We start from the raw sequence: 13,205 nt of genomic DNA on the forward strand, positions 1-13,205 counted from the left end.
CTACATCGATGGTTTGCAAGGTGTGGTGCCAATGGGCACGCGCAGCCAGCCGTTGTAGCCGCGTCTAAGTAAGACAAGGTAAGAAAGATCATGGGCAGCATGCATCCCGTACAGGTGATCGCAGTAACCGGCGGCAAGGGTGGCGTCGGTAAAACTAACGTGTCAGTGAATTTGTCCATCGCCTTGGCCGAAATGGGTCGACGTGTGATGTTGATGGACGCTGATCTGGGGTTGGCCAACGTTGATGTCCTGCTGGGACTGACCCCCAAATACACCCTGGCCGATGTGGTCGAGGGTCGTTGTGAGCTGCGCGATGTATTGCTCACAGGCCCCGGCGGCATTCGTATCGTACCGGCCGCATCTGGCACCCAGAGCATGGTCAACCTGAGCCCGGCGCAACATGCTGGACTGATTCAGGCGTTCAGCGAGCTCAGTGACAACCTCGATGTGCTGGTGATTGATACCGCCGCCGGGATCGGTGATTCGGTCGTGAGTTTTGTTCGCGCCGCCCAGGAGGTGTTGCTGGTGGTCTGCGATGAGCCTACGTCCATCACGGATGCCTACGCGCTCATCAAACTGCTGAACCGCGATTACGGCATGAACCGCTTCCGGGTATTGGCCAACATGGCGCAAAGCCCGCAGGAAGGCCGCAACCTGTTTGCCAAGCTGACCAAAGTCACGGACCGCTTTCTTGATGTTGCCCTGCAATACGTAGGCGCCATCCCCTACGACGAATGCGTACGCAAGGCCGTGCAAAAACAGCGCGCCGTGTATGAAGCATTCCCGCGTTCCAAATGCTCGCTGGCCTTCAAAGCCATCGCGCAGAAAGTCGACACGTGGCCTTTACCGGCCAATCCCCGAGGCCATCTCGAATTTTTTGTCGAGCGTCTTGTGCAGCAAGCAGGTGGAGGACGGCATTGATGACCGCGAGCGGCTATCGCATGTACAGCAAGGCGTCACGCGACAATCAGTACGAACTGATTGAGCGCTACGCACCGTTGGTCAAGCGTATTGCCTATCACCTGCTGGCGCGCTTGCCCGCCAGCGTGCAGGTGGATGATTTGATCCAGGCCGGGATGATCGGCCTGCTTGAAGTGTCGACCAAGTACGACGCGACCAAGGGTGCGAGTTTTGAGACCTACGCGGGCATTCGCATTCGTGGCGCCATGCTCGATGAAGTGCGCAAGGGCGACTGGGCACCCCGCTCGGTACACCGCAATACGCGCATGGTCAGTGACGCAATTCGCGTTATTGAAGCAAAAACCGGGTGTGACGCTAAAGATCACGAGGTTGCGGCCGAACTCCAGTTAAGCCTTGATGATTATTACGCCATTTTGAATGACACCCTGGGCAGTCGCTTATTCAGTTTCGATGATCTGTTGCAGGACGGTGAGCACGAAGGGCTGCATGAAGATGGCGCCAGCGCGCACCTTGAACCCTCTCGGGATCTGGAAGACGAGCGCTTTCAGGTGGCGTTGACCGACGCCATCAGTCTGTTGCCTGAGCGTGAGCGTCTAGTGCTGGCGCTGTATTACGACGAGGAGTTGAACCTCAAGGAAATCGGCGAAGTGCTGGGGGTCAGCGAATCGCGGGTCAGCCAGTTGCACAGTCAGTGTGCCGCGCGTTTGCGCGCCCGTCTGGGCCAGTGGCGCGCACATTGAAACACTGATTCATTCGTAGCAGCTGCCGCAGGCTGCGTTCGATTGCGCAGCGATCGTCAATCCTGAGCCCGTGGTGTGGCAGATACACCGCAGTCGCTGCATTGACGACGGCTTTGCCGCCGAACGTCGCCTGTGGCAACTGCTACGAAATTGACGGGCTTTTGATAATTACCGAATTGATTGAATGGCGCGCTCAGAGTGTGAGCGCGGCAAAGACCGCTTGGAGGCCGTATTGGACAAGAACATGAAGATCCTTATCGTTGATGACTTTTCAACGATGCGCCGGATCATTAAAAACCTGTTGCGTGACCTCGGGTTCACGAACACGGTCGAGGCGGACGACGGCAACACCGCGTTGCCGATCCTCAAGTTGGGCAGCATTGATTTTCTGGTGACTGACTGGAACATGCCCGGCATGAGCGGTATCGATTTGCTGCGCCAAGTGCGAGCCGACGAAAAGCTCAAGCATTTGCCCGTCCTGATGGTGACGGCCGAGGCCAAGCGCGAGCAAATCATCGAAGCGGCCCAAGCCGGGGTTAACGGTTATGTGGTCAAGCCGTTCACGGCTCAGGCGCTCAAAGACAAGATCGAAAAAATCTTTGAACGCATCGGTTGATCGGCGGGAAGGGGGGCGCAATGGAGCATAAAGAAGCGACTCAGGGCGAGTTTGAATCGACCCTGAAAAAACATGCGCACGAATTGGTCGAAAGCCTTGAAAAAGGGCAGTTCGGCGAGGCGGTGCAGTTGATTCATGAACTGAACCAGACCCGCGACCGCGGCCTGTATCAGGAAGTCGGCAAGCTGACCCGCGAGTTGCACAGCTCCATCGTCAACTTTCAAATAGATCCGGGCATGCCGCGTGCCGAAGAAGTGTCACAGATCACCGATGCAGCCGATCGCTTGGCGTATGTTGTGAAACTGACGGAAGCGGCGGCCAATCGGACGATGGACTTGGTCGAAAGCAGCACACCGCTGGTCAATGCGCTGGGCACGGATGCCAAAGCGTTAAGTGTCGACTGGGGACGCTTTATGCGTCGCGAAGTGGGGGCCGAGGAGTTCCGCGAGCTGGCGCGTCGCGTAGACAGTTTTTTGACGCGCAGCGACATTGAGAACACCCAGGTGTCCGCCAACCTCACGGATATTTTGATGGCCCAGGATTATCAGGACCTCACAGGTCAAGTGATCAAGCGGGTGACGCAATTGGTCACCGACGTTGAAAGCAATTTGCTCAAGCTGGTGTTGATGGCCAGCCAGGTTGATCGCTTTGCCGGTATCGAACACGACCGTGAGGCACTGCGTGCTGAAAATATTTCGCAAAAAAACCTGACGAAGGGTGAAGGTCCGCAGATCCATGCCGATAAACGTGAAGATGTCGTGTCCGGCCAGGATGATGTTGACGATTTATTATCCAGTTTAGGTTTCTAGGCTCTGAGTGAATGCCCCCGTGCGTTTCTGCACGGCGGCGTCCAAAGACCCTATTTCAAGGAGCACGTACATGAGCTTCGGCGCCGATGAAGAAATCCTTCAGGATTTCCTGGTTGAAGCCGGCGAGATTCTAGAGCTGTTGTCCGAACAACTGGTTGAGCTGGAAAGCCGACCGGATGATGCGGACTTGCTCAATGCAATTTTTCGCGGTTTTCACACTGTAAAAGGGGGCGCCGGCTTTCTACAGCTCAATGAGCTTGTGGAGTGCTGCCATATTGCCGAAAACGTGTTCGACATCCTGCGCAAGGGTGAGCGAAGCGTAGACGCCGAGCTGATGGACGTTGTCCTTGAAGCGCTGGATGCGGTCAATGGCATGTTTACCGAAGTTCGTGAACGCAGCCCGATCACGGCGGCCACGCCCGAACTGCTGGCGGCCTTGGCACGTTTGGCCGAACCAGCGACAAGCCAGCCGGCGGTTGCGCTTGAACCGGCCAGGCAGCCTGAGCCTGCCGGTGACATTACCGACAGCGAATTTGAACTACTGCTCGACTCGCTCAACGCGGTCAAGGCGGCCGCGGCCGAACCTCAACCGGCGAACCCGCCCGCACTGGCCAGCGATGAAATCAGCGATGCCGAGTTTGAATCGTTGCTCGATCAGTTGCATGGCAAAGGGCAGTTCTCGCCGGATACCGTAACCAGCGCTGCCTCAGAGCCCACAGTCGAAGCCACTGCGCCGGCCAGCAATGAAATCACCGACGATGAATTTGAAGCCTTGCTCGATCAATTGCATGGCAAAGGATCGTTCAATACCGATGCCCTGGACGTGGTGGTAACAGCGCCCGTACACAGCGTTGAAGAACCTGCGGCTAACCCCGATCACATCAGTGATCATGAATTCGAAGCCTTGCTGGATGAGCTGCACGGCAAGGGCCAGTTTTCTGCCCAAAGCCCTGCACTGGATGCACCGGTGGCTGCGGTCGCGGCCAAGTCGGTCGACGCGGCCCCGGCACGTTCAGCCCCGGCACGCGTGCCTGCTGCGCAGCCGGAAAAGGCGCATGCCAGCGAGGCCGAGACCACCGTACGAGTGGACACTGCACGCCTGGACGACATCATGAACATGGTCGGCGAGCTGGTGCTGGTGCGTAACCGTCTGGTGCGGCTTGGCCTTAACAGCAGCGACGAAGAAATGGCCAAGGCCGTCTCCAACCTCGATGTGGTCACGGCAGACCTGCAAACAGCGGTCATGAAGACGCGTATGCAGCCGATCAAAAAAGTCTTCGGACGCTTCCCGCGTCTGGTTCGCGACCTGGCCCGCCAGTTGAAAAAAGAAATCAGCCTTGAGTTGGTGGGCGAAGAAACCGATCTGGACAAAAACCTGGTCGAGGCGCTGGCCGATCCGTTGGTTCACTTGGTGCGCAACGCGGTTGATCATGGGTGCGAAACCCCCGAAGAGCGCGAAGCCGCCGGCAAAACCCGCTGCGGCCGGGTGATCCTGTCTGCCGAGCAAGAGGGCGACCATATCCTGCTGTCGATCTCTGATGACGGCAAAGGGATGGACGCCAACGTGCTGCGGGCGATTGCCGTCAAAAAGGGGTTGATGGACAAGGACGCCGCTGATCGCCTGAGCGAGTCCGATTGTTACAACCTGATTTTTGCGCCCGGTTTTTCGACCAAAACCGAAATCAGTGATGTGTCCGGGCGCGGCGTGGGCATGGACGTGGTGAAAACCAAGATCGCCCAGCTCAATGGCTCCCTGAGCATTGAATCGACCTTGGGTCGCGGCTCGAAAATCGTGATCAAGGTGCCGCTGACGCTGGCCATCATGCCGACATTGATGGTGATGCTGGGCAATCAGGCGTTCGCCTTCCCGCTGGTCAACGTGAACGAAATTTTCCACCTCGACCTGTCGCACACCAATGTGGTCGATGGTCAGGAAGTGGTAATTGTGCGGGATAAGGCGCTGCCGCTGTTCTACCTCAAGCGCTGGCTGGTGGCATCCGCAGTTCACGAAGAACAGCGCGAAGGGCATGTGGTGATTCTCTCGGTAGGCACCCAGCGCATCGGTTTTGTGGTCGATCAACTGGTTGGCCAGGAAGAGGTGGTCATCAAGCCCTTGGGCAAGATGCTTCAGGGCACGCCGGGCATGTCGGGCGCCACCATAACCGGTGACGGCCGTATTGCCTTGATCCTCGATGTGCCGAGCATGCTCAAGCACTACGCTTCGCGGCGTATTTGATTCTAGTGGTGTGGGCGGTGCGTTCGCGCCGCCTAACGGAGTGTTTATGGTAGTCAAAGTCCTGGTGGTGGATGATTCCGGTTTTTTCCGCCGCCGCGTCTCGGAAATTCTCTCGGCTGATCCCACAATTCAGGTGATCGGTACGGCCACCAATGGCAAGGAAGCCATTGATCAGGCGCTGGCCCTCAAACCTGACGTGATCACCATGGATTACGAGATGCCGTTGATGGATGGCATCACGGCCGTGCGCCACATCATGCAGCGCTGCCCGACCCCGGTGTTGATGTTCTCTTCACTGACCCACGAAGGCGCCCGGGTGACACTCGACGCGCTGGATGCCGGGGCGGTGGATTTCCTGCCGAAAAATTTTGAAGACATCTCGCGTAATCCCGAGAAGGTCAAACAGATGCTCTGCGAAAAGGTTCACAGCATTTCGCGCAGCAACCGTCGTCTCTCCAGCTACAGTGCAGCGCCCGCAGCATCACCTGGGCCTGCATCTGCATCAGTGTCCAGCAAGCCAGCATTGGGTGGCTTTGTGCCGCCGCCCGCGCCAACTGCCCCAGCTCGTACTACGCCCATTGCCAACCGCTCAACGACTGCCCCGGTCTCGGCAGCACCCAAGCGCAAAGCCTACAAGTTGGTGGCCATCGGCACGTCGACGGGTGGGCCAGTGGCGTTGCAACGGGTTCTGACCCAATTGCCGGCTAATTTTCCGGCGCCCATTGTGCTGGTTCAACACATGCCGGCGGCGTTTACCAAGGCGTTTGCAGAGCGTCTCAACACACTGTGCCGCATCAGCGTCAAGGAAGCGGAGGACGGCGATATGTTGCGTCCGGGGTTGGCATTGCTCGCCCCCGGTGGCAAGCAAATGATGATCGACGGCCGCGGTGCAGTGCGCATCCTGCCCGGGGACGAGCGGCTTAATTACAAGCCGTGCGTGGATATCACGTTTGGCTCGGCGGCCAGGTCCTACGGTGACAAGGTTTTGGCGGTGGTGCTGACCGGCATGGGCGCGGACGGCCGTGAGGGCGCGCGCTTGCTCAAGCAGAGCGGCAGCGCGGTCTGGGCACAGGACGAAGCCAGTTGCGTGATTTACGGCATGCCGATGGCCATCGTCAAAGCCAACCTGGCGGATGCGGTGTACAGCCTTGACGATATCGGACGCCACCTGATCGAGGCCTGCCACTGATGGATGTACTGAGCCTGATCGGCATCATCATGGCGTTTGTCGCCATTATCGGCGGCAACTACCTGGAAGGCGGCCATCTCGGCGCTTTAGCCAATGGCCCGGCGGCCTTGATTGTATTGGGTGGCACGGTGGGCGCGGCGCTGTTGCAATCGCCAATGAGCGCGTTCAAGCGCGCCATGCAAACGGTTCGCTGGATTCTTTTTCCGCCGCACATCGACATGGCTGGCGGCATTGACCGGGTCGTTAACTGGAGCCTTACGGCGCGCAAGGAAGGCCTGCTGGGCCTGGAAGGCGTGGCCGATGCCGAGCCTGACAGTTATTCGCGTAAAGGTTTGCAACTGCTGGTCGACGGGGTAGAACCCGAAGCCATTCGCAGTGTCCTGGAAGTCGACTACATGACCCAGGAAAGCCGCGACATCGAGGCCGCCAAAGTCTTTGAAAGCATGGGCGGTTATGCGCCGACCATAGGCATCATCGGTGCGGTGATGGGTTTGATCCATGTGATGGGCAACCTGGCTGACCCGGCCCAACTGGGCAGCGGCATTGCCGTGGCCTTTGTGGCGACCATTTACGGCGTAGCCAGTGCCAACCTCGTGCTGTTGCCGGTGGCCAGCAAACTTAAAGCCATTGCCCAGCGCCAGTCGCTGTACCGCGAAATGTTGCTCGAAGGCATTCTGTCGATCGCCGAAGGCGAAAACCCGCGCTCCATCGAACTCAAACTGCAAGGCTTTGTAGGTTAACCATGAGTCGCCGCCGCCGCTCCGAAGATGAGCACGTCAATCACGAACGCTGGCTGGTGTCCTACGCGGATTTCATCACTTTGCTGTTTGCTTTCTTTGTCGTCATGTACTCCATTTCGTCGATCAATGAAGGCAAATACAAGGTGATCTCGCAGGCGCTGGTGGGGGTGTTCAACGACCCGGAGCGCAGCATGAAGCCTATTCCGATCGGTGATGAGCGACCGCTGAGCACCACACCCGCCGAGCCGTTGATCAAGGACAGTGATCACACCGATGCCGGCATCGGCCAGATGAGTGCTGACCCGCTCAAAACCATTGCCGATGACATCGCCCGTGCGTTTGGCGATTTGATCGCTTCCAATCAATTGACGGTGCGCGGTAATGAGCTGTGGGTCGAGATCGAGTTGAACTCCAGTTTGTTATTTGGCAGCGGCGACGCCATGCCCAGCGACATGGCCTTCACCATCATCGACAAAGTGGCCGCGATCCTGAAACCTTTCGATAACCCGATTCATGTCGAAGGCTTTACTGACAACCAGCCGATTCGGACGTCGCAATACCCGACCAACTGGGAGCTCTCGTCAGCCCGCTCGGCCAGTATCGTGCGCATGTTGGCGATGCAGGGTGTCAGCCCCGCACGCATGGCCTCGGTGGGCTACGGCGAATTTCAGCCGGTGGCCAATAACGCCACCCCACAAGGTCGGGCCATGAACCGTCGCGTGGTGCTGGTGGTGTCGCGCAATCTTGAAGTTCGCCGAAGCCTGACCGGCGTGGGCAGCGCCAACGCGACTGCCGATGCCGCGCTCAAGCGCGCTGGCACACAAACTGCACCGCAGCAAACAAAGCCACGGGTTGGTGGGGATGCCGTCAATTCTCCGTCGTCGCCCTTATAAGATTTTCGGCCGGCAGGTACGAAGCCGGGAGGAACCATTAAATGAGAGTCTGGGCAGTAGCCAATCAAAAAGGTGGCGTCGGCAAGACGACCACATCCATCGCACTGGCCGGTTTGCTGGCCGAAGCGGGTAAACGCGTCGTGGTGGTCGATCTCGATCCGCACGGTTCCATGACCAGCTACTTCGGTTATGACCCCGATGGTCTTGAACGCAGCGTCTACGATTTGTTCTTGCACAAAGGTCAAGTGCCGCCAGGGTTGGCGGCGCAGTTGCTGCTGCCCACCAGCCACGACAATATTTCCTTGCTGCCAGCGACCACTGCACTCGCCACGCTGGAGCGTCAAGCGCCGGGTCAAAGCGGATTGGGGCTGGTGATTGCACGCAGCCTTGCGCAAGTGTGGCAGGACTATGATTACGCAATCATCGACAGCCCGCCGATTCTGGGTGTGCTGATGGTCAATGCATTGGCGGCAAGCCAGCAGTTGGTGATTCCGGTACAGACCGAACACCTGGCCCTCAAAGGGTTGGAACGCATGGTCCACACCCTGAGCATGATCAACCGTTCGCGTCCGCAAGAGCTGCCGTTCTGCATCGTGCCGACCTTGTTTGACCGCCGTACGCAAGCGTCCATCAGCACCTTGCGGGTGTTACGCGACCTCTACCCGGACACCTTGTGGCAGGGCTTTATTCCGGTCGATACGCGCTTGCGCGATGCCAGCCGGGCAGGGCAGACACCCTCACAGTTCGATGACAAAACCCGTGGTGTGATCGCTTACCGTGCGCTGCTCAAACACGTCTTGACCCGCCAGCTTTCACCGCAGGCGGTGTGAGGTGAGGGTGTATTCAAGTATCCGCTGCGTGCAGCCGATAACGTCTACAAGCCTCAGATGTGAGGCCGTTGAATGGGTCACCTTATGACACAACCGATAGCCGTATCGACTCGCCCGCAATTGGCGTTGCAGTCTTATCTCGATGATTTGCTGTTTGATGCCACCGAGGCGTTGCCGCCCATTGAAGATGAGCCTCACGTCACGGCTCCCGAGTCGCCAAGCGCGGAGCTGGATGAGTTCCGTGCCGCCATGCTCGAAGAAGAAGTGCGCGATGCCCGTGCGCATGCGGTGCCGGTTGAGCTGGCGACCGTAGGTGTGGCGGCTGAAGCCTTCGTCAACCCGTTGGTTGAGGCCCACCGTCCACGCATGGTTGCCACGCCTTTGCCGACACCGGAAGACGGCAGACCCGCTTGGGCCTCTGAACCCTTCGAGTGCTTGCTGTTTGACGTAGCCGGTCTGACGTTGGCGGTGCCGCTGGTCTGTTTGGGTTCTATCTATTCACTCGACGGGCGTGAGTTGACGCCCTTGTTCGGTCAGCCTGACTGGTTTTTGGGCCTGTTGCCCATCCAAAGCGGCAACCTCAAGGTGCTGGACACGGCGCGCTGGGTGATGCCCGAGCGCTATCGCGATGATTTTCGCGAGGGCTTGCAATACGTTATTTCGGTTCAGGGCTACGAATGGGGGTTGGCGGTGCATCAAGTCAGCCGCTCGTTGCGCCTGGACCCTAACCAGATCAAATGGCGCTCTCAGCGCGGACAACGCCCCTGGCTGGCCGGCACGGTGATTGAACACATGTGCGCGCTGCTGGACGTGGAGCAGTTGGCCGAGTTGATCACCCAGGGCAAGGGATAGGTTTGAGTCCAGTGCCCGTGATCACCATCAGCTGTTTATTAGTTAAGGGTTTGATGCATGAACAAGTCAGCCGCACAACAGAGTAGTGAAGATCCGATCCTGCAATGGGTCACCTTCAAGCTGGACAACGAAACGTACGGCATCAACGTGATGCAAGTGCAGGAAGTGCTGCGCTACACCGAAATCGCTCCTGTACCGGGTGCGCCTTCTTACGTATTGGGCATCATCAACCTGCGCGGCAACGTCGTCACGGTCATTGATACCCGTCAGCGGTTTGGTTTGCATAACGCTGAAATCACCGATAACACGCGAATCGTGATCATCGAAGCTGACAAGCAAGTGGTTGGCATTCTGGTCGACAGCGTGGCCGAAGTGGTTTACCTGCGTCAGTCTGAAATCGAAACGGCGCCGAATGTGGGCAATGATGAGTCGGCCAAATTTATCCAGGGTGTGTGCAACAAGAACGGCGAGCTGCTGATTCTGGTTGAGCTGGACAAAATGATGACCGAAGAAGAATGGTCGGACCTGGAGAACATCTGATTGATCCTTGAGGCAGCAGTAATCGTTCTGGCGCTCTTATGGGTGATCACCCTCTGGCAGTTCCGTTCTCACCTGCGTCGCCAGCGCAATCTGTCGACGCAGCAGGCGACGGCGGATGCCGACCGTGACCGCCGTATCAAGGAGCTCGCGCGGCGTCTGGACACTTACCAGAATGGTAGCGTGCAGATGGGCGAAGATTTGCTGGAGCTGAGTGCCATGGTCGCGCCGCTGCCCGAAAAGCTGGCGCAGCTGGAGCAACGTGATCCCACCAGCCTTTCGTTCAATCAAGCCGCGCGTCTGGTGAGCATGGGCGCCAGTGTCGACGAGCTGACCCAGTCGTGCGGGTTGACGCAAGCTGAAGCCGAGTTGATGAGCAAGATGCACAAGGGTTAGCGCAACTCCCTGTAGCCGCTGTCGAGCACCGCGAGGCGGCGATAGGCGATGTAATCGTCGCCAAACCGGAGCCCTCGTTTTATCTGATCTACCGAGAACCCCGGTTTGCGACGGCTGCGCCGCCGTTCGCAGCCTCGCAAAGCTCGACAGCGGCTACAGGGGTTCAGACCTTGCGCAGCACTCTGTGCAAGGTATCCACCAGCGTGCGGGTGGTCTGGTCAATTTCGACATTGACCCGATCCCCCACCTGCAAGCTGTTCAAGTTAGTCAGAGCCAGCGTTTGCGGGATCAGGTTGACGGTCAGTGTGCGCCGCGTTTCGTCCAGACGATCAATCGTCAAACTGCAACCGTGAAGACCGATAAAGCCCTTTTTGAACACATATGCCAGGGTGCTGGGGTCCAATTGAAACTCCGCCTCGACGGCATCACCTCGCACACGCCATAAAACAACACGAGCCGTTGTTTCAACGTGCCCGTAAAGCGCATGCCCGCCGTTTTCCTGCCCTGTGCGGTGCGAGCGTTCGATATTCACCCACTGGTCAATGCGCAGGTGCTTGAGTGTGGTGATTTCGGCTGTTCGTTGAGAAATATCGAACGACGCTGTGCCCAATTCAAAGGCCGTCACGGTCAGGCAGGTGCCATTGACCGACACGCTGGCACCGATGTCGATGTGGTCGAACAGCGGATGGGCCAGAACAATCTGGGTATGACCGGCGCCCAATGCGATTGATTTGACCTGTGCGGTGCCTTGAACAATCCCGGTATACATCAGGCACTCCTCCTTTCAAGCAGCAACAGCACTGTTGAATAGGCCGTGCTGTAGCGCCCCGCGCAATAGTGCTCATACAGGCAGTGGTAGTAATCGTTGAGGGCGAGGTCACGAATACTTTCATCAAATTGGCCATGCACCACGGAGCCGCTGCCCAAGTGCCAATCCTTGAAGTCTTCAAAGGTCTGGAACTGAACGTGTTCTTCGATGCGGTGCGAGCGCAGGATCGTGAAATCTGGCAGGGCAGAAATGATCGAGTTTCGATTGAACCTGTAGTCGTCGAACACGACGGGTTCGCCAATGCTCGGGTAGCGGTTTCGTATCTGTGTCAGTACCCGTTCGTGAATGTGCCGTTCGCCCGGTACGTAGTCAAACTCAAAGGCGCAGGACAAAAATAGCAGACCGCCCGGTTTGATCAGCGCTGCTAATTTATCGATCACCGCTTGCTGACGCGGGATAAACCAGTGCAAGCAGGCCGCGCATATCGCTGTGTCGAACAGCGGCACATGTTCCAGTGAACAGTCCAGAAAGTCGCTGACGATAAATCTGACATTAGGCGCGGCGTGGGCGAGGCTGGCGTACGCCACCATGTCCTCGGAAATATCGATGCCCGTGTAGTGTTCGATGTTTTTCGGTTCAGTGAACAGCAGGGTATTGCCGGTTCCGCAGCCTACGTCCAGTAATTTGCCGGTGACCGGTGCGAAGGACAGCAGCAACTCCAGGCAGCGTTTCTGCAAGTGTTTAGAGGTGCGTTGATAGCCTTGTGGGGTTAACCAGATATTTTCCATCATGCCGCTCCTTTATCCGTGCGCTGATCAGCCAGACCATAAAGTCCCTTGCCGGGGTTAAGGCCCAATTGTTGGCGTACCTGCTCGGGGGTTGCCGGTGTCAGTTCCAGATGGCTGGCGATAGCCGTAATGCGCTGCAGCAAACTGCGGTTGCTTGCCAGCGTGGTGCGCTCGTGATCGAGCCAGATATTGTCTTCAAGCCCGATGCGAATACCGTGGCCGGACGCCAGGGCCAAGGTGTTGCTGCGAAGTTGATAGCTGCCCAAGCCCGCAAATGAACTCACGACGGTCGTTGGCAAGGTGCTGATCAGGGCTGCGATATGGGCAAAACTGGGCTGGGCGCCAAAGACATTGCCCAGCAATATATTGGCGTACACCTTGGGCGGCATTAACTGTTTCTTGATCAACACATGAAGGTAGTTCGACATACCGACATCGAATATTTCAACTTCTGGCGAGATGCCTTTTAACGCCATTTGCCGGGCCAGGTAGTCGATGGTGTCCGGGGCGTTAATGCTGGGTTGGGCGGGAAAATTCAGAGACGACAAGGTTAATGAGCCCATGTCCGGTTTCGCTTCGCCGTCCAGCGTCAGTGGCAGCGCCCGGCGCTCGGGGTCGGCTATATTTCGACCGCTCAATGAAACACACAAGATCAGCTGCTTATTGTGTTGGCGAATGCCTTCAATAATCGCCGCGAAGGTGCTGAGGTCACAGGTCGGCTCGCCTGTTTTAGCGTCGCGGGCATGTAAATGGGCAATGGACGCGCCACGTTCGGCCGCCATTAATACGTCTTCGATGATTTCCGACACGCTAATGGGCGTGTGAGGATTCATCCGTTTGTTCGGAATCATTCCGGTGGGTGAGAAGTTCAAAATATAGGAGGGCATGT

15 protein-coding genes are annotated in these 13,205 nt (G+C 57.7%); 12 read left to right on the forward strand and 3 right to left on the reverse strand.

Annotated elements, in window-relative coordinates:
* The first annotated feature begins 90 nt into the window (after window positions 1-90).
* The 12 genes from fleN to ACI7MX_RS07000 all read left to right on the forward strand — a co-directional run bounded on the left by fleN (window position 91) and on the right by ACI7MX_RS07000 (window position 10,759).
* Complete coding sequence (gene fleN, locus ACI7MX_RS06945) at window positions 91-921, forward strand: flagellar synthesis regulator FleN (RefSeq protein ID WP_314481548.1); 831 nt, start codon at window positions 91-93, stop codon at window positions 919-921.
* Entirely contained in the window at window positions 918-1,661 is a 744-nt protein-coding gene (fliA, locus tag ACI7MX_RS06950; RefSeq protein WP_314481551.1) for an RNA polymerase sigma factor FliA, read from the forward strand. The genes fleN and fliA overlap by 4 nt, the downstream gene beginning before the upstream one ends.
* A gap of 244 nt (window positions 1,662-1,905) precedes the next feature.
* A complete protein-coding gene (locus ACI7MX_RS06955) occupies window positions 1,906-2,277 on the forward strand; it encodes a chemotaxis response regulator CheY (protein ID WP_194286260.1) in 372 nt (123 codons plus the stop codon).
* 20 nt (window positions 2,278-2,297) lie between these two features.
* Window positions 2,298-3,086, forward strand: coding sequence for a protein phosphatase CheZ (locus tag ACI7MX_RS06960; protein ID WP_314481554.1), 789 nt, complete (start codon window positions 2,298-2,300; stop codon window positions 3,084-3,086).
* Window positions 3,087-3,156: 70 nt separating this feature from the next.
* Entirely contained in the window at window positions 3,157-5,322 is a 2,166-nt protein-coding gene (locus ACI7MX_RS06965) for a chemotaxis protein CheA (protein ID WP_314481557.1), read from the forward strand.
* Between the two features lie 46 nt (window positions 5,323-5,368).
* On the forward strand, window positions 5,369-6,511 hold the full coding sequence (locus ACI7MX_RS06970) for a chemotaxis response regulator protein-glutamate methylesterase (protein ID WP_405588021.1): 1,143 nt from the start codon (window positions 5,369-5,371) through the stop codon (window positions 6,509-6,511).
* Window positions 6,511-7,251: a flagellar motor protein gene (locus tag ACI7MX_RS06975; RefSeq protein ID WP_314481562.1), complete on the forward strand. Its 741-nt coding sequence runs from the start codon at window positions 6,511-6,513 to the stop codon at window positions 7,249-7,251. The genes ACI7MX_RS06970 and ACI7MX_RS06975 overlap by 1 nt, the downstream gene beginning before the upstream one ends.
* A gap of 2 nt (window positions 7,252-7,253) precedes the next feature.
* Window positions 7,254-8,144 carry a flagellar motor protein MotD gene (gene motD / locus ACI7MX_RS06980; RefSeq protein WP_405588024.1) on the forward strand — a complete coding sequence of 297 codons (891 nt, stop codon included), beginning with the start codon at window positions 7,254-7,256 and terminating at the stop codon, window positions 8,142-8,144.
* A gap of 41 nt (window positions 8,145-8,185) precedes the next feature.
* Window positions 8,186-8,974 carry a ParA family protein gene (locus ACI7MX_RS06985; RefSeq protein WP_314481569.1) on the forward strand — a complete coding sequence of 263 codons (789 nt, stop codon included), beginning with the start codon at window positions 8,186-8,188 and terminating at the stop codon, window positions 8,972-8,974.
* 84 nt (window positions 8,975-9,058) lie between these two features.
* Complete coding sequence (locus ACI7MX_RS06990) at window positions 9,059-9,826, forward strand: CheW domain-containing protein (protein ID WP_405588028.1); 768 nt, start codon at window positions 9,059-9,061, stop codon at window positions 9,824-9,826.
* A gap of 57 nt (window positions 9,827-9,883) precedes the next feature.
* Window positions 9,884-10,366 (forward strand): chemotaxis protein CheW, encoded by a 483-nt coding sequence (locus tag ACI7MX_RS06995; protein ID WP_314481575.1) that lies wholly within the window; start codon window positions 9,884-9,886, stop codon window positions 10,364-10,366.
* Entirely contained in the window at window positions 10,367-10,759 is a 393-nt protein-coding gene (locus ACI7MX_RS07000; RefSeq protein WP_405588031.1) for a DUF2802 domain-containing protein, read from the forward strand.
* Between the two features lie 163 nt (window positions 10,760-10,922).
* Here ACI7MX_RS07000 and ACI7MX_RS07005 read toward each other — a convergent pair whose 3' ends face one another.
* The 3 genes from ACI7MX_RS07005 to ACI7MX_RS07015 are packed head-to-tail and all read right to left on the reverse strand — an operon-like array spanning window position 10,923 to window position 13,203.
* Window positions 10,923-11,528, reverse strand: a complete 606-nt coding sequence (locus ACI7MX_RS07005) for a riboflavin synthase subunit alpha (RefSeq protein WP_405588034.1) — start codon at window positions 11,526-11,528, stop codon at window positions 10,923-10,925.
* Window positions 11,528-12,316, reverse strand: a complete 789-nt coding sequence (locus ACI7MX_RS07010) for a class I SAM-dependent methyltransferase (RefSeq protein WP_314481585.1) — start codon at window positions 12,314-12,316, stop codon at window positions 11,528-11,530. Before ACI7MX_RS07010 ends, ACI7MX_RS07005 begins: the two co-directional genes overlap by 1 nt.
* On the reverse strand, window positions 12,316-13,203 hold the full coding sequence (locus ACI7MX_RS07015; protein WP_405588037.1) for a 3-keto-5-aminohexanoate cleavage protein: 888 nt from the start codon (window positions 13,201-13,203) through the stop codon (window positions 12,316-12,318). The genes ACI7MX_RS07010 and ACI7MX_RS07015 overlap by 1 nt, the downstream gene beginning before the upstream one ends.
* Window positions 13,204-13,205: the final 2 nt, after the last annotated feature.

The organism is Pseudomonas sp. 2024-210 (genome assembly GCF_045062345.1).
GTDB lineage: Bacteria > Pseudomonadota > Gammaproteobacteria > Pseudomonadales > Pseudomonadaceae > Aquipseudomonas.

Coding starts and splice junctions, on each gene's coding strand:
- ACI7MX_RS06970 (WP_405588021.1), top strand. CDS start 5,369: ATGGTAGTCAAAGTCCTGGTGGTGGATGATTCCGGTTTTTTCCGCCGC.
- ACI7MX_RS07010 (WP_314481585.1), bottom strand. CDS start 12,316: ATGGAAAATATCTGGTTAACCCCACAAGGCTATCAACGCACCTCTAAA.
- ACI7MX_RS06960 (WP_314481554.1), top strand. CDS start 2,298: ATGGAGCATAAAGAAGCGACTCAGGGCGAGTTTGAATCGACCCTGAAA.
- ACI7MX_RS06965 (WP_314481557.1), top strand. CDS start 3,157: ATGAGCTTCGGCGCCGATGAAGAAATCCTTCAGGATTTCCTGGTTGAA.
- ACI7MX_RS06995 (WP_314481575.1), top strand. CDS start 9,884: ATGAACAAGTCAGCCGCACAACAGAGTAGTGAAGATCCGATCCTGCAA.
- ACI7MX_RS07015 (WP_405588037.1), bottom strand. CDS start 13,203: ATGCCCTCCTATATTTTGAACTTCTCACCCACCGGAATGATTCCGAAC.
- ACI7MX_RS07005 (WP_405588034.1), bottom strand. CDS start 11,528: ATGTATACCGGGATTGTTCAAGGCACCGCACAGGTCAAATCAATCGCA.
- fleN (WP_314481548.1), top strand. CDS start 91: ATGGGCAGCATGCATCCCGTACAGGTGATCGCAGTAACCGGCGGCAAG.
- motD (WP_405588024.1), top strand. CDS start 7,254: ATGAGTCGCCGCCGCCGCTCCGAAGATGAGCACGTCAATCACGAACGC.
- ACI7MX_RS06990 (WP_405588028.1), top strand. CDS start 9,059: ATGACACAACCGATAGCCGTATCGACTCGCCCGCAATTGGCGTTGCAG.
- ACI7MX_RS06955 (WP_194286260.1), top strand. CDS start 1,906: ATGAAGATCCTTATCGTTGATGACTTTTCAACGATGCGCCGGATCATT.
- ACI7MX_RS06975 (WP_314481562.1), top strand. CDS start 6,511: ATGGATGTACTGAGCCTGATCGGCATCATCATGGCGTTTGTCGCCATT.
- ACI7MX_RS06985 (WP_314481569.1), top strand. CDS start 8,186: ATGAGAGTCTGGGCAGTAGCCAATCAAAAAGGTGGCGTCGGCAAGACG.